Consider the following 19,192-nt stretch of genomic DNA (forward strand, 5'->3'; position numbering starts at 1 on the left):
TCAGAAAGCGGCGCCTTCGGGCGCCGCTTTTTTATTGGCCGTCCTCGTTGGTTGCGTCCCGCTCCTCACGCGTCGGTGAGTGCCGATTGCTATCGTGCCGGCAGCGCCCAATATCTCCGCCAGCATCAACGGAGATCACGCATGAACATCGACCTTTCCGGAAAGACCGCCCTCGTGACCGGCTCGACCGCTGGTATCGGCCACGCCATCGCCAAGGGCCTTGCCGGCTCGGGTGCGAGCGTCGTGATCAACGGACGCGGCCAGGACAAGGTCGATGCCGCCGTGCGCAAGCTGGAAGGCGTGGGCGGGAAGGTCCGCGGCATCGCCGCCGACGTGTCGACCGCTGCGGGCTGCAAGGCGCTGGCCGCGGCGCTGCCGGAGGTCGACATCCTCGTCAACAATGCCGGCATCTTCGAGCCGAAAGACTTTTTCGACATTCCGGACGAGGACTGGAGCCGCTTCTTCGAGGTCAACGTGATGAGCGGCGTGCGTCTGTCACGCGCGTATATGAAGGGCATGCTCAAGCGCAACTGGGGCCGCATCGTCTTCATCTCCTCGGAGTCCGGGCTCAACATTCCCCTCGAGATGATCCACTACGGCATGAGCAAGACGGCGCAGCTCTCGGTCGCGCGGGGCCTGGCGCAGCTCACCCGCGGCACCGGCGTCACCGTCAATTCCGTGCTGCCGGGCCCGACAATGTCGGAGGGCGTCGAGACGTTCGTGAAGGATCTTGCCAAGCAGAACGGCCAGTCGGTCGATGAGGCCGCGGCCAATTTCGTCAAGCAGCATCGCCCGAGCTCGCTGATCCAGCGCTTCGCCAGCGTCGACGAGATCGCCAACATGGTGGTCTATGTCGCCTCGAAGGAAGCGTCCGCGACCAACGGTGCGGCGCTGCGTGCCGAGGGCGGCATCGTCAACACGATTGCCTGAGGCCTGCGCATGCCGGCCTACGTGATCTCCGAGGTCGAGGTGCGCGACAGAGCCGCGATGGAGGCCTATCGCACGTTGGCCGCGGCAACCATCGCGCAATATGGCGGCCGCTATCTCGTGCGTGGCGGCGCCACTGAGGTGGTGGAGGGCGGCCCGCCGCCCAAGACCATCATCATCGTGGAGTTCCCATCGATGGCGCGGGCGCAGGAATGGTACGCGTCAGTGGAATATGCCGAAGCGCTAAAGCTGCGGCAAACGGCGCTGGAGCGACGGTTGATGTTCGTCGAAGGCGTGGTTCCAGTCTAGCTGGTCTGCTCGCTTGCCCCTTCAATTCGCGACGTGTCCGGCTAAAACTCCGGCTCATGCTCTGGCCCCTGTCGACCCGCCATAAACGCCTGTTCAGGCTGACATCCGCGCGATGGCAGCGGCGGGCGATCTTCGTGCTCGGTGGGATCGGGGTTGGCGCCGCGGCGGTGGTGCTGGCCCAGCTCGCCGATCTCGCCCAGCACGCCTTTGCGCTGCTCTTGGCTCAGTCGCGCTACGTCGTACTCGCGGTGACACCTCTCGGCTTCATGCTCTCGGCCTATCTGACCACCCGGCTGTTCCCGAACGCACAGGGCAGCGGCATTCCCCAGGCGATCGCCGCGCGGCATCTGACCGACCAGGCGGCGCGCGAGAGCCTGGTCTCGATCCGAATCGCGATCGGAAAAGTGATCCTCACCTTGTTCGGCCTGCTATGCGGCGGCTCCGTCGGCCGGGAAGGACCGAGCGTTCAAGTCGGCGCTTCCATCATGTTCGCCCTCGGCCGCGTCTCGCCACGCCGCCAGCCCGGATTGATCCTGGCCGGCGCGGCCGCCGGCGTCGCGGCCGCCTTCAACACACCGCTGGCGGGAATCGTCTTCGGCATCGAGGAGATGAGCCGTGCTTTCGAGACACGTACCAGCAGCCTCATCATTGCGGCGGTGATCGCGGCCGGCCTGACCTCGCTCGCGCTGATGGGCAACTACGCCTATTTCGGCAGCAGTGCGATGTCGCTGGCCCCCGGCGTCGACTGGCTGGCGGTTCCGGTGTGCGGCGTGGTCGGCGGTTTGGCTGGCGGCATCTTCAGCCGTATCGTCATCATTATGGCGCGCGGCTTGGCCCATCCGTTCGGACGCGCGGTGAAGGGCCACCCTCTGTGGTTCGCGCTTGCGTGCGGATTGGCGGTCGCGATCTGCGGCCTTGTCTCCGGCGATACGATCTATGGCACAGGCTACCAGCAGGTAAAGACGGCCCTGGAGCAGGGCGGACCGCTGCCGCAGGACTTCGGCATCCTCAAGCTTCTCGCCACCACCTTCGCGGCAATCAGTGGCATACCCGGCGGAATTTTTTCGCCGTCACTCGCCGTTGGAGCCGGCCTCGGCAGCAATATCGCGTCCTTCTTCCACGACGCTCCGGTCGGCGCGATCATGCTGCTTGGCATGGTGTCGTATTTTGCAGGTGTAGTGCAGGCGCCGATCACCGCTTTTGTCATCGTGACCGAGATGACCGACAACCACGCCATGGTGGTGCCGTTGATGGCCGCCGCCCTGATTGCACATGCCACATCGCGGATGATCTGCGAGGAAGGGATCTACCACGCGCTCGCCAAGGGCTTTATCGAGCGGGCGACGCGTCCGCCGGAGACGAATGCGGCGCCCGGTTCGAGCTAGGACCTACCACCCCTCCAGCACGATCTTGCCGCGCGACTTGCCACTCTCGAGCAGTGCATGCGCGCGCTTGAGATTGATCGCGTTGATCGTGCCAAAGGTCTGGTCGAGCGTCGTGCGCAGCACGCCCTTGTCGATGAGGTCGGCGACATCGTTGAGCAGATGATGCTGCGCGATCATGTCGGCGGTCTGGAACGAGGAGCGCGTGAACATCGATTCCCAGTGCACCGAGATCGCCTTGCCCTTGAACGCGCTCACGGTGAATTCCGGGGGATCGTCGATCAGGCCGAACTTGCCCTGCGGTGCCATGAATTCGGCGATGCTCTTGTAGTGCTGGTCGGTGAAGGTGAGGCTCGCCACCAGAGCGACCGGCGGCAGCTTGAGCTTCTCGATCTGCTCCTTCATCGGCTTGCCGTGGTCGATCACCGCATGCGCGCCGAGATCGAGGCACCATTTTTGCGACTCCGGTCGCGTCGCGGTCGCGACAACCGTAAGGCCGGTGAGGCGGCGTGCAAGCTGGATCAGGATGGAGCCGACACCGCCGGCGCCGCCCGTGATCAAGAGCGTGCGCGGATCAACACTCTTGCCGGGCACCGCACCGAGCCGATCGAATAACAGCTCCCACGCGGTGATGGAGGTGAGGGGAAGGGCGGCGGCCTGCGCAAACGACAGGCTCTTCGGCTTATTGCCGACGATACGCTCGTCAACGAGATGGAATTCGGAATTGGTACCCTGGCGCAGGATCGAGCCGGCGTAAAACACCTCGTCGCCCGGCTTGAACAGCGTGACGTCGGGACCGACGGCGTCGACCACGCCGGCCGCGTCATAGCCCAGAATCTTCGTCTCGCCCTCGGGCGGAGCGGCGCGCTTGCGCACCTTGTAATCGACCGGATTGGCCGAGATCGCCTTCACGGCGACGCGGATGTCGCGGCCGCCGGGCTCGGGCTTTGCGGTCTCGAAATCGATCAGCGCGTCCTGATCCTCGATCGGAAGCGACTTCCTGTAGCCGACGGCCTTCATGGCGTGTCTCCTTCAGATAGCGTTGCAGATGCTGGGTCCCGGGTTCGCATTTTGGCGCCCCGGGACGACAGGCGAGACCTAGAACGCGAACTGCGTCCGCATCGCGACCGCATCGAATTTCGAGCCGACATCGGCGGTCGAGACCGGCGAGGCCTGCCTCGACACCGTGCCATGCAGATAGTCCAGCATGAAACGGACGTTGCCGTTGACATACCAGTTCAGCGCCGCCGTGTAGACGGTCTGCCGGCCGCCTGCGACGCCGGTGGCGGTTCCGAGCTGATCGTTGAGGTCGACCGTGGAGAACCGTCCCGCGATTTCCCACGCGCCCCAGCCACCGCCCTCGAGCGAGAACGGGTGCGCCGGCTTAACGCCGCCATAGGCCGCATTCGCCGCATTGTAACTGCGGCTCTCGCCCGTCAGCACGTAGCCGGCCTGCGCGTAGCCGCCCTGGAATTTGAGGCTCGGCGCACCCAGCGGCGGCAGGCCGGTATTGGCGCTGCGATTGATGTTGTACCAGAAATACTCGCCTTGCAGGATCAGCGGTCCATAGGTGGCGGCCGCTTCGACGCTGTAGACCTGCGCGCCGGAGGCATTGGCGATTGCGCCGGTCGTAGCCAGTGCCGTGGGATCGATGCGCAGTTCCGGACGATCGCTCAGCGTCACCGTCTGTGCACCCGTCACCAGATTGCGCGTCGGCTGGATCAGCCATTCGGCATTGCCGCCGAGATGGACTGAGTAGTCTTTGCCGCTGACGACCTGGCCGGCGACACGGGCGACCGCGCCGTATTGTTCCGTGGTGCCGTTCGGCGCAACGCTCGAGGCTGAGTGGATCGCACCGGTAGCGGGACCGGTAACATAGCCGCCCGCCCAGAACACGTCGTTGTACCAGCGCGTGCCGACAGCCGAGCGGAAGTCGCCTGCGGCGATGCTGGTGGCAACGATGCCCGCCGAGGCGCGCTCCATGAACATGATGTCGTTGGAGCTCGTGGCCTCATCGAGCGTGTAGGGCAGGTCCATGATGCCGCCTTCGATGGCCATCTTGCCGCCGAATGGCTTCAAGCCGGTGTAGCTGAGATAGGCGTTCTCGACGCCGGAGACGCCGCCGCCGGGCAGCGAACCCGGAGCTGCGCCGCCAAATCCGTCGGAGGAGCCGCCGAAGTCGTAGATCAGCGCGAAATTCCAGTCATTGAAGAACTTGCCGGCGAGACCGATGCGCGCGCGGCGGACGTTCTCGCCGCTGTCGAGCTTTTGTGGCACGGTAGCCGCTGTCTTGGGCCGATAGTCATAGCCGCCGACATCGTAGTGCACGCGGCCTGTGATTCCGACGCAGTTTGCTCCATCGGCAGTGCAGATGGTGGGCCGGTTGTTCGGCATCGTCACGACGACGCCGGATGCGGGCGCCGGTCCCTTGAGCGGGATCGCCGCGTTGGCGTTGGCGACGACGGCCTTCGCTTCGGACCGCGCTTCGGCTTTCGCCTCCGCCTTCGCCTCAAGCCTGGCCTTCGCCGTCGCCGCGGTATTCGCGGCGGTCTGGCTCTGGAGCTTGTCGAGCTTCTGCTCCAGCATCTTCAACTGCTGCTTCAGGAGCGCGATCTCCTGGTCGCTGCTGCTCGCCGATTGGGCCTGGGCCTGCGAAGCTGCCAGTGCGGCGGCGAGACCAATCGCCGTGGCTGCAATTCTTGTCCTGCTCACGTCATGACTCCATCGTTTGACGAACTTCCCCAAGTCGCTGGCGGAGAGCCTAGGTGTGATCGATGACTGCCCCGCGACGCTGCGCCCGGTTGCGCGGTTCCCACTGGTGTAAATTCGCCGCAACCGAATCCGCCTTGCACCACCATGCAAGATGACGCGCATCATGCCAATCCACAGCCCCGGCAAATTGCCATTTCGCACGGACAGCTTGCAGGCCGGACACACCAAAAAGGGGGTCGAATATGGCGCCGGGCGCCCTTCTATTGGGGGGCGAACGCGCCTATATTCCGGCGTCTTTTCCAAGAGGTAGGAATGTTTCGATCGACCTGGACCGCCGTCGTCACGGCACTCTGCATAGCCTTTTCGGCCAACTTCAATCCGGCCGCCGCGCAGGACCGCCGAGTGCCGTCCTCGCCCGCTGAACTGCGGCTGTCTTATGCGCCGATCGTGCAGCGGGTGCAGCCGGCGGTTGTCAACGTCTATGCCGCCAAGGTGGTGCAGAACCGCAACCCGCTGCTCGACGACCCGATCTTCCGCCGCTTCTTCGGCGTGCCCGGCCAGCAGCAGGAGCAGGTGCAGCGCTCGCTCGGTTCGGGCGTGATCGTCGATGCGTCCGGGCTCGTTGTCACCAACGTCCACGTGATCGAAGGCGCCGACCAGGTTAAGGTGTCGCTGTCGGACAAGCGTGAGTTCGAGGCCGAGATCGTGCTGAAGGACTCTCGCAGCGATCTCGCGGTGCTGCGTCTGAAGGACACCAAGGAGAAGTTTCCGGCTCTCGAATTCACCAATTCAGACGAGCTGATGGTAGGCGACGTCGTCATGGCGATCGGCAATCCTTTCGGCGTCGGCCAGACCGTGACTCACGGCATCATCTCGGCCTTGGCGCGCACGCAGGTCGGTATCACCGACTACCAGTTCTTCATCCAGACCGACGCGGCGATCAATCCTGGCAATTCCGGCGGCGCGTTGGTCGACATGAACGGCAGGCTCGCGGGCATCAACACCGCGATCTATTCGCGCTCCGGCGGCTCGCAGGGCATCGGCTTCGCGATCCCCGCCAACATGGTGCGCGTCGTCGTCGCCTCCGCCAAGGGCGGCGGCAAGGCGGTGAAGCGGCCCTGGTTAGGGGCGAAATTGCAGGCGGTGACGCCGGAGATCGCCGAGAGCCTCGGGCTGCGTTCGCCGACCGGTGCGCTGGTCGCAAGCGTCGTTCCGAACGGACCGGCGGCGAAGGCCGGGCTGAAATCCTCCGACCTGATCGTCTCGATCGACGGCCAGACCGTGGATGATCCCAACGCCTTCGACTATCGTTTCGCCACACGGCCGCTCGGCGGCACGGCGCAGATCGACGTGCAGCGCGGCGGCAAGCCGGTCAAGCTGACGGTGGCGCTGGACGCCGCGCCCGATGCCGGCCGCAACGAGCTCGTCATTACCGCGCGCTCGCCTCTCCAAGGCGCGAAGGTCTCGACCATTACCCCGGCGCTCGCCGACGAGCTGCATCTGGACGCCGATACCGAAGGCGTCGTGGTCACCGATCTCGGCGGCGACAGCGCGGCCGCGAATGTCGGCTTCCAGAAGGGCGACGTCATCCTGGCGGTCAACAACCAAAAGATCAGCAAGACCAGCGATCTCGAAAAGGCGGCGGCCGAGCGCCAGCGCATCTGGCGCATCACGCTGGTGCGCGGCGGCCAGCAGATCAACGTCACGCTGGGCGGATGAGTCCGAAACGACCACAGGAGACGCCAACTCTCTTCGCCGCGGCGGGGCTCGATCACGAGGCTCCGCATCCGCTGCCGGATCGGCTGCGGCCGCGCGCGCTCTCGGAGGTCGTCGGCCAGGATCACATCCTGGGTCCAGACGGCGCGCTGACGCGCATGCTGGAGACGCGCACGCTGGGCTCGCTGGTGTTCTGGGGCCCGCCCGGCACCGGCAAGACGACGGTGGCGCGGCTGCTCGCGGACGCCACCGATCTGCATTTCGAGCAGATCTCCGCAGTGTTCTCCGGCGTCGCCGATTTGAAGAAGGCCTTTGAGGCCGCGCGTGCACGCCGCGAGATGGGCAAGGGCACGCTGCTGTTCGTCGACGAGGTGCATCGCTTCAACCGCGCCCAGCAGGATTCGTTTCTGCCGGTCATGGAAGACGGCACGGTAGTGATGGTCGGCGCCACCACCGAAAATCCGTCCTTCGAACTCAACGCGGCGCTTCTGTCCCGGGCGCGCGTGCTGGTGTTTCGCTCGCTCGACGCGGCCGCGATCGAAAAGCTGTTTGCGCATGCCGAGGAGGTCGAGGGCCGCAAGCTGCCGCTCGACGAGGAAGCGCGCGCCGTGCTGGTGCGCATGGCCGATGGCGACGGCCGCGCGTCGCTGACGCTCGTCGAGGAAGTCTGGCGCGCCGCGCGCAAGGACGAGATTTTCGACGCCGCGCAGTTGCAGGAGATATTGCAGCGCCGCGCGCCCATCTACGACAAGTCGGCCGACGGCCATTACAATTTGATCTCGGCGCTGCACAAGTCGGTGCGGGGCTCCGATCCCGATGCCGCGCTGTATTATCTCGCGCGCATGCTCGATGCCGGCGAGGATCCGCTGTTTCTGGCCCGCCGCGTCGTGCGCATGGCGGTCGAGGATATCGGGCTTGCCGATCCGCAGGCGCTGGTCATCGCCAACGCCGCCAAGGACACCTTCGACTTTCTCGGTCATCCCGAGGGCGAGCTCGCCATCGCGCAGGCGGTGGTCTATCTCGCCACCGCACCGAAATCGAACGCCGTCTACACCGCCTTCGGCAAGGCGATGCAGGTCGCAAAGCAGGCCGGCTCGCTGCTGCCGCCGAAACATATCCTCAACTCGCCGACCAAGTTGATGAAGTCGGAAGGCTACGGCGCATCTTACGAATACGACCATGACGCCCCCGACGCCTTCTCCGGCCAGGATTACTTCCCGGATGCGCTGGGCCGCCAGACCTTTTACGACCCGCCCGACCGCGGGTTCGAGCGGGAGATCAGGAAGCGGCTGGATTATTGGGCCAAGTTGCGGAAGGAGCGGGGTGGGGCCTAACCCTTTCGGGCTTGCTGCAGGGTTCGATTTACGGTTTACGTAACGCGTAATTCACGTTAGTCCGGCCAAGAAATCGCCATGCCCCGCACGCCCATACATCCCGGTGAACACCTTGCCGAAGAACTGCGACAACTCGGCATCTCCGCCGCAGAACTCGCGCGTCAGGTCGATGTACCCGTGAACCGGATCACCGGCATCATCAATGGACAGCGCGGAATCACGGCCGATACGGCGTTGCGTCTTGGTCACTGGTTCGACACCAGCCCGCAGTTCTGGATGGACCTGCAGCAGCAATATGAGCTGCGCCTCGCGGAAGAAGAGGTGGGGGCGCAGGTTGCGTCGCTGCCGCGCCGCGCGACGGTGCAGTCGACACGAAAGCTTGGAAAAACCGCATGAGCCGCCGCATCAAGAGAATGAACCCGAAACCTCGCGAGCGCGACGAGCGCAAGGAGGCGCGTCCGTTCAAGGCGCGCAGCGCCAAGGCGGCGGGGCCGCGGCCTGGGGCGAAGCCAGGCGGGAAGCCGCCGCGATTTGCGGCCGAGCGCAACGAACGGCGCGCGCCCAAAGCTGTTGTGCAGGAAACGCCGGTTGCTGCAAAGCCCGTCGAGGCATTGCTGCCGACCAAGGTGCAGACCGTCAAGGTGACAGCCGACGAGAACAACATGCGCGTCGATCGCTTCCTTGAAGCGCACTTTCCCGGCCTGTCATTCTCCCACATCCAGCGCGTCGTTCGCAAAGGCGAGCTGCGCGTCGACGGCAAGCGCGTCGACAGCAAGGACCGCCTGGAGGAGGGTCAGAGCGTCCGCATTCCGCCGCTGAAGCTCGACACGCCGAAGGCACCCAACCCGCAGTCGGAGGCGGCGCAAAAGACGCTTGCCGCGCTGAAGGAGATGACGATCTATGAGGACGACGACGTTCTCGTCCTGAACAAACCGGCCGGTCTCGCCGTGCAGGGCGGCTCGGGCATGACGCGACACATCGACCAGATGCTGGAGGTGATGCGCGATTCCAAGGGCCAGAAGCCGCGCCTCGTGCATCGCATCGACAGGGAGACGTCGGGCTGTCTCCTGGTCGCCAAGACGCGCTTTGCCGCCTCGCATCTGACCGGCGCGTTCCGTTCGCGGTCGGCGCGAAAAACCTATTGGGCGCTGGTGCCGGGGCTACCGAAGCCGAAGCAGGGCCGCATCTCGACATTCCTTGCCAAGGAAGAGAGCGAGGACGACACCATCATGCGCATCGCCCAGCATGGCGACGAGGGCGCAAGCCACGCTGTGACATACTATGCGGTGGTCGAGACCGCCGGCAACAAGCTGACCTGGGTGTCGCTGAAGCCGGTGACGGGGCGCACCCACCAGCTGCGCGCCCACATGGAACATATCGGCCACCCCATCGTCGGCGATCCCAAATATTTCAACATCGAGAACTGGCAGCTGCCGGGCGGCCTGCAAAACCGGCTGCACCTGCTGGCACGCCGCATCGTCATCCCGCATCCGCGCGGCGGCTTCATCGATGCCACCGCGCCGCTGCCGCAGCACATGCAGCAGTCGTGGAACCTGCTCGGACTCGACGCAAGCCGGTTTGATCCGATCGAGAACGCGCCTGAAGAGTAGTTGAACGGGGGCGGTTGAAGGGTTGGTGACTGGGCAGGGACCGAAACAAGATGCGCGAATTGTTCGATGAAGCTGCGGGGCGATCCCCGCTCGATCCGCAGGAGTTGGTCCGTCAGGCCACGCGCGTGCCGTTGCGCAAGCGTTTCTACAAGGAGGCTGGGGTAACCGAGGCCGAGGACGGCTTCGCCATCACCCTCGATGGCAAGGCGATCCGAACGCCCTCCGGGCGCCAGGTGGTGATCCCCTCGCGCGCGCTGGCCGACGCAGTGGCTGCCGAGTGGGCGGATCAGAACGAGACGATCAAGCCCATGACCATGCCGCTGACGCGGATCGCCAACAGCGTGGTCGAGGGCGTCGTCGACCGCGTCGATCTCGTCACGGACGACCTCGCAAAATACCTCCAGTCCGATCTGCTGTTTTATCGCGCCGGCCATCCCGAGGGACTTGTCGCCCGGGAGGCCGCGCATTGGGACCCCGTGCTGTTCTGGGCCGCGGAGACGCTCGGCGCGCATTTCATCCTGTCCGAAGGCGTCATGCATGTGACGCAGCCGGAGGAGGCGCTCCAGGCCGCGCGTGCGGCGCTGCCGGGGGATGCCTGGTCGGTCGCCGCGCTCCACGTGATCACCACGCTCACCGGCTCGGCGCTGCTGGCGCTGGCGCTTGCCCATGGCGTGCGCGACGCCGACCAGGTTTGGGCAGCGGCTTATGTCGACGAGGACTGGAATGCCGAGAAATGGGGCGTGGACGAGGAGGCGGCGGGCCGCCGCGCAGCCCGCCTGCGGGATTTCGAGGCTGCCGTGGCGGTTTTGGCCGCTGTGAAGCCGCCTGCGGCCAAAGGTCCTTAACGAGAGGTTTACGACGCAGGCGTTAGGGTGGCCCGTGCTCCAGGGCCCCTCGCGATGCCGACGCCGATAAGCTCGATTCTTCCCGTCAGTGCCGCCAGCCCTGTTGCTGACGCGGCGACGCCCGATCTTGTGCTGCAGGCCGGCAGCGTGGTCGACGCCAGAGTGGTCAGCGTGCTCGCCGATAATCTGGTGCGGATCGCGATCGCCAACCTCTCGATGGATGTGATGTCCGAGGTGTCGCTGACACCGGGACAAAATCTCCAGCTTGCGGTGTCGCAGAACGGCGGCACCATCCGGCTCGCCGTCATGGGCGGCGCCGGCGAGGCGACCGCCGATCAGGTCACGCTGACGCCGGCTGCGGCCTCGCTGGTTGACAGCCCCTCGCTTGCTCTGTCGGCGAGCGCGGGACGCAACGTGCTGACGCCATCGGAGCAGGTCGCCGTTACCGCAGCTTCGGCCGAGGCGGTCACAAAGCAGGGCAGCCAGGCGCCGCTGTTCGCCAATCTGGCCGCGGTCGTCACCGGCAGCGATCTTCCGGCGGGGCTGAAGCAGGCGATGCTGGGCGTGCTGGCGCAGCAGACGCCGCTCAACACCGGGCTCGATGGCGGCGATATCGAATCCGCCTTCCAGAAGTCCGGGCTGCTCCTCGAGGCCTCGCTCGCCGCAGGCGTGACGCCGTCCTCCGGAACGATGCCGGATTTGAAAGCCGCGCTGCTGGTGCTGCGGCAGACCCTAACAACGCTCGAGACGGCGCCACAGGCGCAAGGTGCCGCCCTTCCAGCTGATACCGTGGCGGCACCGCAGGTCGCTGTCGCGCAGACGCAGGCTGCACAGGCCGCATTGACCGCAACCGAACCTGAGATCGCCCAATCACCGCAAATGCCGCGCAGCGCCAATCTCGTAGCCTCTGTGTTGGCGGACATCGCTGGCGGTGCGCCGCAGGCCTCGATGCCGCGGACCATGACCGCAGGCCTTGCCGCCAGCCTCCTGCAAGAGATCACGCAAAACCTGCCGCGCATGATGGGGAACGTGCCGGGCCCGAACAAGGCCGTGCCCGACGGACATATTTTCGAGGCCGCCGCGCGCGCGACGCCACCACCGGTTCGCGGCGCGCTGCCGTCGCCGCAATCCATCGCCTCGCCGTCACTCGTACCGGATACGCCGCTCGCTGCCACCGTGCATCGCCTGCTCGACGACACCGATGCAGCGATCGCGCGCCAGACCTTGCTGCAGGTCGCTTCGCTCCCCGATCGCACCGACGCCGGCGGTCACAGGATCGATCCGACCGTGCCGCAGTGGAATTTCGAGATTCCATTCGCAACGCCGCAGGGCACGGCAATGGCGCAGTTCGAGATCTCGCGCGACGGCGGCAATGAATCCGCCGATCCCGCCAAGCGCGCCTGGCGCGCGCGCTTCACACTCAACGTCGAGCCGGCCGGCCCCGTGCACGCTTTGATTACTCTGAACGGTGACAAGACCTTCGTGCGGATGTGGGCGGAGCGGCCGGCGACCGCACAGCAGCTCCGCGCCGGAATCGGCGAGCTCAACCAGGCCCTGACCAGGGCCGAGCTCAAGCCCGGCGACATCCTGGTCCGCGATGGCACCCCGCCGCAGCCCACACCGGCCCGTGCCGGCCACTTCCTGGATCGCGCCACATGAGCGACCCGTCGAAGCTTGCGATTGCGCTCCATTACGAGAAGGGCAGCAACGCGCCTGTCGTCGTCGCCAAGGGCAAGGGCACGATCGGCGAAAAAATCGTCGAGATCGCCAAGGCCAACGACATCCCGATCGAGGAGAACGAGATCCTGGCCGGCGCGCTCTCCAAGGTCGAACTCGGCGAGGAGATCCCGCCCGACCTCTACAAGGCCGTCGCCGAAGTACTGGTGTTCGTGCTGCGGCTGTCGGGCAGGCGGTAGCTGTCATCGTTTCACCACGATAACGGCTTCATGGTCGGGTCCATTTTATCGTTCAACGGACATCGCTCTTGCTCACCCGCCGTTCGACTCTCGGTCTTCTCGCCGCAGCCGCGATCCTGCCATCGCGCGCACTCGCTCACGTCGCGCCGCCGCGCAACGAGATCCGTGACAGCCTTGCAAAGCGCTTCACCGACCTCAACACGGCCGGGACGTTCGTCGGCTACAAGGTCGAGGACTATCTGATCGTCGCCAGCGACAAGGAACGTTCGGGCGAGGCGAAGCTGCCGGCTTCGACCTTCAAGATTCCGAACTCGCTGATCGCGCTCGAAACTGGCGTCGTCACTGACCCCGACAAGGACGTATTTCCCTGGGATGGCGTGAAGCGTCCGATCGAGGCCTGGAACAAGGACCACACGCTGCGCAGCGCGATTCTCGTGAGCGCGGTGCCGGTCTATCAGGAGATCGCGCGCCGGATCGGGCAAGAGCGCATGCAGAAATACGTCGATCTGTTCGACTACGGCAATCGCGACATCGGCGGCGGCATCGACCAATTCTGGCTCACCGGCGCCTTGCGCATCGATCCGGTCGAGCAGGTCGATTTCGTCGACCGGCTGCGCCGTCGCGCGCTGCCGATCTCGAAACGCAGCCAGGATCTCGTCGCTGACATCCTGCCGGTGACCAAGGTCGGCGATAGCGTCATTCGCGCCAAGTCCGGGCTGCTTGGTGCAGAGCGCGGCGATCCGTCGCTTGGCTGGATGGTGGGCTGGGCCGAGAAGGGCGAAGCGCACACCGTGTTCGCGCTCAATATGGACTGCAAGGAGCCGCGTCTGGTCGGTGAGCGCATGCCGCTGACGCAAGCCTGCCTTGCCGAGATCGGCGCGATCTAGCGCTACCGCGCGAGCGCCGCTCGACTAGCATCCTCCGGGTCAAGAAAAAACCGGGAGGACACAACATGAACTCAACGCCGCTCTGGCTGTCGTCGCTGACGCTTGCTGCCGCGGGCGGCTGGCTCGCCGCTACGATGTTTGCCGCTCCCGCCACCAGCAGGGAGCCGCGCTTTCCGCAGCTCACGATGGACCAGCTCGACGCCAAGCAGAAGCCGCTCGGCGAGCAGATCATGAAGGTCTCGAGCGTGGGCATCGGCGGGCCCTACAATCCGATGATCCGCAGCCCGGTGCTCGGCCAGCGTCTGTTTGACCTGTTCCACTATCTGCGCTGGGAGACCTCGGTCCCGACAAAACTCAACGAGTTCGCGATCCTGATCATCGGGCGGCAATGGCGCTCGCAGGTCGAATGGTACGCCCATGCGCCGCTCGCGGCGAAGGCGGGCCTGTCGCCCGACGTCATCGCGGAGCTGATGGCCAATAAGCGGCCTGCGAACATGGCCGAGGACGAGGCCGTGGTCTACGATTTCGTCACCGAGCTCACCACGACCAGGAAGGTTTCTGACGAGACCTACGCGCGGGCGAAGAAGGCGTTTAACGACCAGCAGATCGTCGACCTCACTGCGGTCGCCGGCAATTACGTGATGGTCGCGATGCTGCTGGCAATGGCGGAGGAGACCGTGCCGCCGGACAAGCAGGAGCCGTTCAAGCCGGGCGAGCCGTAGCCTCCGTCATTGCGAGGAGCGAAGCGACGAAGCAATCCAGACTGCCTCCGCGGCGAGATTCTGGATTGCTTCGCTTCGCTCGCAATGACGGAGTATGTGGCGCCGACGCCGGCTCCCAAGGTCGAGTTGCTTCTCAACTCAGTTTGAACAGCACCTGCAAAAAACTCCTCCACGGCCTTGCGCGACTCCACGGCCGTGGCGGGATTACCGCCGACATGTGGATTGAGCTCGACGCAAGCGTCCTGGTACGTGAACGGCGCTTTCGTATCGGCGTTCATCAGCACGCCGCCATCGCCTTCGCGGATCTGGCAGTTGCGCACCGTCTGCGCGCCCGTGGACACGGTGACCGTATTGACGCCGAGCAGCCCACTGTCAAAACCATGCGCGCTGTCGGGGTATTCGGTCAGCACCACGTCGCGGCCGGCCGTCTTGAGCCGCTCAACGAAAGCCTTGCAGCTCTTGACGGGATTGTAGTCGTCGGGCGTGCCGTGAAAGATGCGGATCGGGCGCACGGCGACGTCCGTGTCGTTCTGATAGGTCGTCGAGCAGTCGGGGTAGAACGGAATGTAGGCGGCGAACTGGATGCCGGACTTGTTCCAGAGCTTGTGGAAGCGCTCGAGGCTCGCATAGAGCGTCGCCTGTCCGCCGCGTGAAAAGCCCATCAGCACGATGCGATCAGGATCGACGCGGGGATGTTTTGCGAGGATCTCCAGCGAGCGGTAGATGTCGATGACGAGGTTGAGCCGGCCGAGCAGAGCCTGGTTCGGCCCCACCACCGTCAGCCCGCGGCCGGTAAAGCCGTCGATCACGAAGGTCGAGATGCCCATGGCGTTGAACGCGTGCACCCAGGCTTCGGTGGTGGTGCCGACGCCGCTCGAGCCGTGCATCAGCACCACGACGGGGAGTTTTCCGCTGCCTTGCGCCACGCGGAGTTCGCCTGCGACCGTCACCGGCTTGCCGGCCGCGGCGTCGCCGCTCAGGAATTGCTGGTCGGAGAGGGTGAGCGAGGGGATCGGGTAGATCTCGGCGCGGGTGGCGACTTCCCTGGGAAGCGATTGCGCGTTGGCGCAAATGCCGACGAACAGCGTTGAAATGCAGAGCGCCATGGCGACGCGGAATGCCGTCGGCATCGGATCCTCCCCCGTGATTTTCAGTGAGTAGAACAACAGGCCTGCGCGCTGTCAAATTGACGCAAGCCGGCGGTTCGCCTCAGGCGGGATCGACCTTCTTCACCGTCAGCGCCTGGTCGATCGCAAAACCGCCAATCTCGCTCATCGCCTGCGAGATGACGTCGCCCTTGCGGGCAAAGCCGGCGGAGAGGAAATCGAACTGGGTGCGCGCCAGCCGCAGCACCTCGATCGGCACGGAGATTGCGGTCTCGTTGAAGCTGTCGACCGAGGCGTGCAGCGTTTCCAGCTCGCTTGTGAGCTGGCCAATATGGCTCTCGGCGTGCTGCATCAGGCCGAGCAGCTTGCCGCGCTCGGCATCGAATGCCGCGCGCTCGGCCGCGGCGGCCGCGGTGATTTCGGCAAGCTGGCTGCGCAGCCCGTCGATTTGCTTGACCATGGCGTCCGACGCCATCTCACCGGCCTCGCGCAGCTCGCTGTTGCGCGTGTTCTCTTCGTGCTCCCGGTGATAGAGGCGTTCCGCCGACATCGCCCGCTGCGTCAGCGACTCGATCAGCGCGGCCGCACGCAGCAGCATTTCGCCGTTCCGCCCCGACACCATGCTGGCCATGCGCCGCAGGAAGTCGGTGGTTTCGGACGACGAGTTCGGCGGCAGGGGAACGACCGTCGCGGACATGGGGTGATGCTTGCAGCCGGAAATGATGACCGCCGCCGTACCGACTGAGCTCACGCAACATTCGGCGCCTGATCGTAAACGTGAGCAAGCCTGAATCGGCAGGTCCGGTCAACCGGAGCGGGCCGCCAAATTTACGGGCAGCGCGTGGGGTCAGGTATCCTTCTGCCGGCCGATCCGGCCGAGATGGGTGAAGCCGAACCCGGCCGAATATTTCAGGCCATAGCCCAGTGCCCGGTCGAGGCCGATATGGGCGAGCCAGATCAAGGCGATGGACAGGGTGAGCGGCGAGGCGAGGCCGAAGCCGAGCGTCAGCAGCGCGACCGGCGCCATGTAGCTGTGGGCGGCGTTGTAGACCATCGCGCCGAGTTTGGCGTTCGACAGATATGCCAGGAAGCTGAGATCGGGGACGAAGAACAGCAGGGCGAACACGAGCCATGAGCCGTCCCAGGCCCAGTAGAGCATCACCATCCCCACAAACAGGGTCAGGCCCTCCAGCCGCAGCAGGATGTTGACGCCGCCCGTCGCCGCGCCGGTCTCAGCCGTTCCTTCGGTCATGCTCGTCTCCCAGGCAAAACTTTGTAATTCCTTGCGCTTTCCCGCTGCGGCAAGGCAGCCCTGCGGGACCGAAAGCCGCTTCCCGGCCCGCAAAATGCCGTGTTAGAACCCCGGCAATCGCATTTAGGCTAAGAACTGGCGGGAGCAAATGAAGAATATCCTGGACGCCCTCGAAGACCGTCGCGCCGGCGCAAAGCTCGGCGGCGGTGAGAAGCGCATCGAGGCGCAGCACGCCCGCGGCAAGCTGACCGCGCGTGAGCGCATCGAGCTCTTGCTCGACAAGGGATCGTTCGAGGAATTCGACATGTTCGTCGAGCACCGCTCCACCGAGTTCGGCATGGAGAAGAACAAGGTGCCCGGCGACGGCGTGGTCACCGGCTGGGGCACCGTCAATGGCCGCAAGACTTTTGTGTTCGCCAAGGACTTTACGGTGTTCGGCGGCTCGCTCTCGGAAACGCACGCGCTGAAGATCACGAAACTCCAGGACATGGCGATGAAGGCGCGTGCGCCCATCATCGGCCTCTATGACGCGGGCGGCGCCCGCATCCAGGAAGGCGTCGCCGCGCTCGCCGGCTATTCCTATGTGTTCCGCCGCAACGTGCTCGCCTCGGGCGTGATCCCGCAGATCTCTGTCATCATGGGCCCCTGCGCCGGCGGCGACGTCTATTCGCCTGCGATGACCGACTTCATCTTCATGGTGAAGAACACCAGCTACATGTTCGTCACCGGCCCGGACGTGGTGAAGACCGTCACCAACGAGGTCGTCACGGCGGAAGAGCTCGGCGGTGCCTCGGTGCACGCCACGCGCTCCTCGATAGCCGACGGCGCCTTCGAGAACGACGTCGAGACGCTGTTGCAGATGCGGCGCCTGATCGACTTCCTGCCGTCCAACAACACCGACGGCGTGCCGGAATGGCCGAGCTTCGACGACATCGGCCGGGTCGACATGTCGCTCGACACGCTGATCCCCGACAATCCGAACAAGCCCTACGACATGAAGGAGCTGATCCTCAAGGTCGTGGACGAGGGCGACTTCTTCGAGATCGCGGACGCTTTTGCCAAGAACATCGTCACCGGCTTCGGCCGCATCGCGGGCCGCACCGTGGGCTTCGTCGCCAACCAGCCGATGGTACTGGCCGGCGTGCTCGACTCCGATGCCTCACGCAAGGCCGCGCGCTTCGTGCGCTTCTGCGATGCCTTCAACATCCCGATCGTCACCTTCGTCGACGTGCCGGGCTTCCTGCCGGGCACCGCGCAGGAATATGGCGGCCTGATCAAGCACGGCGCCAAGCTGCTGTTTGCGTACTCGCAGTGCACCGTGCCGCTGGTCACCATCATCACCCGCAAGGCCTATGGCGGCGCCTTCGACGTCATGGCCTCCAAGGAGATCGGCGCCGACATGAACTATGCCTGGCCGACCGCCCAGATCGCGGTGATGGGCGCCAAGGGCGCGGTCGAGATCATCTTCCGCGCCGACATCGGCGACCCCGACAAGATCGCCGCGCGCACCAAGGAATACGAAGACCGCTTCCTATCTCCGTTCATTGCCGCAGAACGTGGCTACATCGACGACGTCATCATGCCGCACTCGACGCGGAAACGGATCGCAAGGGCGCTGTCGATGCTGAAGGACAAGAAGGTGGAAACGCCGGCGAAGAAGCACGACAATTTGCCGTTGTGAGGACGCACTTGTAGCACTTGTAGCCCGGATGAGCGTAGCGACATCCGGGTTTTCTATCCAAGTCCCGCATGTCGCTTCGCTCATGCGGGCTACTGATTCTGTTTCTGAGTTGGCATCCTCGATCCAAATCCAATGACCGACAGCGATCCGACCGACGCCATTTCCGACATCGAAGCGCGTATCGAGGCTTTGGCCGAGGTCGCCGAGCGATGCCGGAAGTACATCCTGGCATCCAAGCTCGCGATCGGTGGCGGGGCTGCGCTGTTGCTGATCACGATCCTCGGCTTGTTCGGGATGGGTCAGACCGCCGCGCTCGGATCGATCGCTCTGGTGCTCGGCGGGATCGTCTCGCTCGGTTCGAACGTCAGCACGCTGCGGCAGACGGAGGGTGCGATCGGTGATGCGGAGGCGCTTCGGTCTCAACTGATCAGCCGCATCGACCTTCGCGTGGTCGCGGATGCGCCGATGAAGCTCGTGTAACCGAGCAGCCTTACGCCGCGGCCCTGCGCGTCAGCACCTGCAACTCCTCGCGGCATTCGGCTGCGAACGCCTGAAGCTGCTCCGCGGTTTGCCGGTCGAGGATCGCTTTTGCCAGTCTTTCGGCGCGGGCAAGCTGGTCTCTGAGATATGCGATGCGGGCCATGTGTCACCTTCCGCAGGGTTGATTTGATGGCCGAGCCTACGGCCGCCGTCGGGCTAGTTATGTGCGGAGCATCACGTTCGGTGCGTAGGGTGGATTAGCGACAGCGTAATCCACCAAGGTTCATCGGATAGGGAAGTGGCGGATTACGCT

At 65.0% G+C, this 19,192-nt stretch carries 19 protein-coding genes and 1 pseudogene; 14 read left to right on the forward strand and 6 right to left on the reverse strand.

Features of this window, described 5'->3' with window-relative positions; genetic code table 11:
- Window positions 1-141 precede the first annotated feature (141 nt).
- The 3 genes from ABIB91_RS02155 to ABIB91_RS02165 are packed head-to-tail and all read left to right on the forward strand — an operon-like array spanning window position 142 to window position 2,621.
- Window positions 142-930, forward strand: coding sequence for an SDR family NAD(P)-dependent oxidoreductase (locus ABIB91_RS02155; RefSeq protein ID WP_354158574.1), 789 nt, complete (start codon window positions 142-144; stop codon window positions 928-930).
- A gap of 9 nt (window positions 931-939) precedes the next feature.
- Window positions 940-1,236, forward strand: coding sequence for a DUF1330 domain-containing protein (locus ABIB91_RS02160; RefSeq protein ID WP_007603049.1), 297 nt, complete (start codon window positions 940-942; stop codon window positions 1,234-1,236).
- A 56-nt stretch (window positions 1,237-1,292) separates the two neighbouring features.
- Complete coding sequence (locus tag ABIB91_RS02165; protein ID WP_007603050.1) at window positions 1,293-2,621, forward strand: chloride channel protein; 1,329 nt, start codon at window positions 1,293-1,295, stop codon at window positions 2,619-2,621.
- A gap of 3 nt (window positions 2,622-2,624) precedes the next feature.
- Here the strand turns inward: ABIB91_RS02165 and ABIB91_RS02170 are convergent, their stop codons facing one another.
- Window positions 2,625-3,638, reverse strand: coding sequence for a zinc-binding alcohol dehydrogenase family protein (locus ABIB91_RS02170; RefSeq protein WP_354158571.1), 1,014 nt, complete (start codon window positions 3,636-3,638; stop codon window positions 2,625-2,627).
- Between the two features lie 78 nt (window positions 3,639-3,716).
- Window positions 3,717-5,330, reverse strand: a complete 1,614-nt coding sequence (locus ABIB91_RS02175; protein ID WP_354158569.1) for an OprO/OprP family phosphate-selective porin — start codon at window positions 5,328-5,330, stop codon at window positions 3,717-3,719.
- A 312-nt stretch (window positions 5,331-5,642) separates the two neighbouring features.
- On the opposite strand from ABIB91_RS02175, the gene ABIB91_RS02180 reads away from it, so the two are divergent.
- The 9 genes from ABIB91_RS02180 (at window position 5,643) to ABIB91_RS02220 (ending at window position 14,360) form a co-directional block, all read left to right on the forward strand.
- Window positions 5,643-7,049 (forward strand): DegQ family serine endoprotease, encoded by a 1,407-nt coding sequence (locus ABIB91_RS02180; protein ID WP_204511508.1) that lies wholly within the window; start codon window positions 5,643-5,645, stop codon window positions 7,047-7,049.
- Entirely contained in the window at window positions 7,046-8,380 is a 1,335-nt protein-coding gene (locus ABIB91_RS02185) for a replication-associated recombination protein A (protein WP_354158567.1), read from the forward strand. Before ABIB91_RS02180 ends, ABIB91_RS02185 begins: the two co-directional genes overlap by 4 nt.
- 78 nt (window positions 8,381-8,458) lie before the next feature.
- Complete coding sequence (locus ABIB91_RS02190; RefSeq protein ID WP_007603055.1) at window positions 8,459-8,776, forward strand: HigA family addiction module antitoxin; 318 nt, start codon at window positions 8,459-8,461, stop codon at window positions 8,774-8,776.
- A complete protein-coding gene (locus ABIB91_RS02195; RefSeq protein WP_007603056.1) occupies window positions 8,773-9,990 on the forward strand; it encodes an RluA family pseudouridine synthase in 1,218 nt (405 codons plus the stop codon). The genes ABIB91_RS02190 and ABIB91_RS02195 overlap by 4 nt, the downstream gene beginning before the upstream one ends.
- A gap of 50 nt (window positions 9,991-10,040) precedes the next feature.
- Window positions 10,041-10,835, forward strand: a complete 795-nt coding sequence (locus ABIB91_RS02200; protein WP_007603057.1) for an ATP12 family chaperone protein — start codon at window positions 10,041-10,043, stop codon at window positions 10,833-10,835.
- A 54-nt stretch (window positions 10,836-10,889) separates the two neighbouring features.
- A complete protein-coding gene (fliK, locus tag ABIB91_RS02205) occupies window positions 10,890-12,494 on the forward strand; it encodes a flagellar hook-length control protein FliK (protein WP_354158564.1) in 1,605 nt (534 codons plus the stop codon).
- Window positions 12,491-12,751: an EscU/YscU/HrcU family type III secretion system export apparatus switch protein gene (locus tag ABIB91_RS02210; protein WP_007603059.1), complete on the forward strand. Its 261-nt coding sequence runs from the start codon at window positions 12,491-12,493 to the stop codon at window positions 12,749-12,751. Before fliK ends, ABIB91_RS02210 begins: the two co-directional genes overlap by 4 nt.
- A gap of 68 nt (window positions 12,752-12,819) precedes the next feature.
- Window positions 12,820-13,638 carry a penicillin-binding transpeptidase domain-containing protein gene (locus ABIB91_RS02215; RefSeq protein ID WP_354158561.1) on the forward strand — a complete coding sequence of 273 codons (819 nt, stop codon included), beginning with the start codon at window positions 12,820-12,822 and terminating at the stop codon, window positions 13,636-13,638.
- Window positions 13,639-13,703: 65 nt separating this feature from the next.
- The gene (locus ABIB91_RS02220; RefSeq protein WP_219684090.1) at window positions 13,704-14,360 is read left to right on the forward strand and encodes a carboxymuconolactone decarboxylase family protein; all 657 of its coding nucleotides are present in this window, start codon (window positions 13,704-13,706) and stop codon (window positions 14,358-14,360) included.
- Between the two features lie 133 nt (window positions 14,361-14,493).
- Here the strand turns inward: ABIB91_RS02220 and ABIB91_RS02225 are convergent.
- The 3 genes and pseudogenes from ABIB91_RS02225 to ABIB91_RS02235 all read right to left on the reverse strand — a co-directional run bounded on the left by ABIB91_RS02225 (window position 14,494) and on the right by ABIB91_RS02235 (window position 16,718).
- A pseudogene (locus ABIB91_RS02225) lies at window positions 14,494-15,490 on the reverse strand (dienelactone hydrolase family protein).
- Window positions 15,491-15,569: 79 nt separating this feature from the next.
- The gene (locus ABIB91_RS02230) at window positions 15,570-16,163 is read right to left on the reverse strand and encodes a hypothetical protein (RefSeq protein WP_219684128.1); all 594 of its coding nucleotides are present in this window, start codon (window positions 16,161-16,163) and stop codon (window positions 15,570-15,572) included.
- A 150-nt stretch (window positions 16,164-16,313) separates the two neighbouring features.
- The gene (locus ABIB91_RS02235; RefSeq protein ID WP_219684086.1) at window positions 16,314-16,718 is read right to left on the reverse strand and encodes a DUF4260 domain-containing protein; all 405 of its coding nucleotides are present in this window, start codon (window positions 16,716-16,718) and stop codon (window positions 16,314-16,316) included.
- A 148-nt stretch (window positions 16,719-16,866) separates the two neighbouring features.
- On the opposite strand from ABIB91_RS02235, the gene ABIB91_RS02240 reads away from it, so the two are divergent.
- Both ABIB91_RS02240 and ABIB91_RS02245 read left to right on the forward strand, forming a co-directional pair.
- Complete coding sequence (locus ABIB91_RS02240; RefSeq protein WP_007603066.1) at window positions 16,867-18,399, forward strand: acyl-CoA carboxylase subunit beta; 1,533 nt, start codon at window positions 16,867-16,869, stop codon at window positions 18,397-18,399.
- Between the two features lie 132 nt (window positions 18,400-18,531).
- A complete protein-coding gene (locus ABIB91_RS02245; RefSeq protein ID WP_354158559.1) occupies window positions 18,532-18,879 on the forward strand; it encodes a hypothetical protein in 348 nt (115 codons plus the stop codon).
- Window positions 18,880-18,889: 10 nt separating this feature from the next.
- On the opposite strand, the gene ABIB91_RS02250 is transcribed toward ABIB91_RS02245, so the two are convergent.
- Window positions 18,890-19,042: a hypothetical protein gene (locus tag ABIB91_RS02250; RefSeq protein ID WP_354158557.1), complete on the reverse strand. Its 153-nt coding sequence runs from the start codon at window positions 19,040-19,042 to the stop codon at window positions 18,890-18,892.
- Window positions 19,043-19,192: the final 150 nt, after the last annotated feature.

The organism is Bradyrhizobium sp. JR4.3 (assembly GCF_040547695.1).
Taxonomy (GTDB): Bacteria; Pseudomonadota; Alphaproteobacteria; order Rhizobiales; family Xanthobacteraceae; genus Bradyrhizobium; species Bradyrhizobium canariense.

Excerpts from the sequence above, each read along its gene's own strand:
- ABIB91_RS02160 (WP_007603049.1), top strand. The coding sequence starts at position 940 with ATGCCGGCCTACGTGATCTCCGAGGTCGAGGTGCGCGACAGAGCCGCG.
- ABIB91_RS02170 (WP_354158571.1), bottom strand. The coding sequence starts at position 3,638 with ATGAAGGCCGTCGGCTACAGGAAGTCGCTTCCGATCGAGGATCAGGAC.
- ABIB91_RS02180 (WP_204511508.1), top strand. The coding sequence starts at position 5,643 with ATGTTTCGATCGACCTGGACCGCCGTCGTCACGGCACTCTGCATAGCC.
- ABIB91_RS02165 (WP_007603050.1), top strand. The coding sequence starts at position 1,293 with ATGCTCTGGCCCCTGTCGACCCGCCATAAACGCCTGTTCAGGCTGACA.
- ABIB91_RS02190 (WP_007603055.1), top strand. The coding sequence starts at position 8,459 with ATGCCCCGCACGCCCATACATCCCGGTGAACACCTTGCCGAAGAACTG.
- ABIB91_RS02200 (WP_007603057.1), top strand. The coding sequence starts at position 10,041 with ATGCGCGAATTGTTCGATGAAGCTGCGGGGCGATCCCCGCTCGATCCG.
- ABIB91_RS02155 (WP_354158574.1), top strand. The coding sequence starts at position 142 with ATGAACATCGACCTTTCCGGAAAGACCGCCCTCGTGACCGGCTCGACC.
- ABIB91_RS02235 (WP_219684086.1), bottom strand. The coding sequence starts at position 16,718 with ATGACCGAAGGAACGGCTGAGACCGGCGCGGCGACGGGCGGCGTCAAC.
- ABIB91_RS02220 (WP_219684090.1), top strand. The coding sequence starts at position 13,704 with ATGAACTCAACGCCGCTCTGGCTGTCGTCGCTGACGCTTGCTGCCGCG.
- ABIB91_RS02240 (WP_007603066.1), top strand. The coding sequence starts at position 16,867 with ATGAAGAATATCCTGGACGCCCTCGAAGACCGTCGCGCCGGCGCAAAG.
- ABIB91_RS02230 (WP_219684128.1), bottom strand. The coding sequence starts at position 16,163 with ATGTCCGCGACGGTCGTTCCCCTGCCGCCGAACTCGTCGTCCGAAACC.
- ABIB91_RS02250 (WP_354158557.1), bottom strand. The coding sequence starts at position 19,042 with ATGGCCCGCATCGCATATCTCAGAGACCAGCTTGCCCGCGCCGAAAGA.
- ABIB91_RS02195 (WP_007603056.1), top strand. The coding sequence starts at position 8,773 with ATGAGCCGCCGCATCAAGAGAATGAACCCGAAACCTCGCGAGCGCGAC.
- ABIB91_RS02185 (WP_354158567.1), top strand. The coding sequence starts at position 7,046 with ATGAGTCCGAAACGACCACAGGAGACGCCAACTCTCTTCGCCGCGGCG.
- ABIB91_RS02245 (WP_354158559.1), top strand. The coding sequence starts at position 18,532 with ATGACCGACAGCGATCCGACCGACGCCATTTCCGACATCGAAGCGCGT.
- fliK (WP_354158564.1), top strand. The coding sequence starts at position 10,890 with ATGCCGACGCCGATAAGCTCGATTCTTCCCGTCAGTGCCGCCAGCCCT.
- ABIB91_RS02210 (WP_007603059.1), top strand. The coding sequence starts at position 12,491 with ATGAGCGACCCGTCGAAGCTTGCGATTGCGCTCCATTACGAGAAGGGC.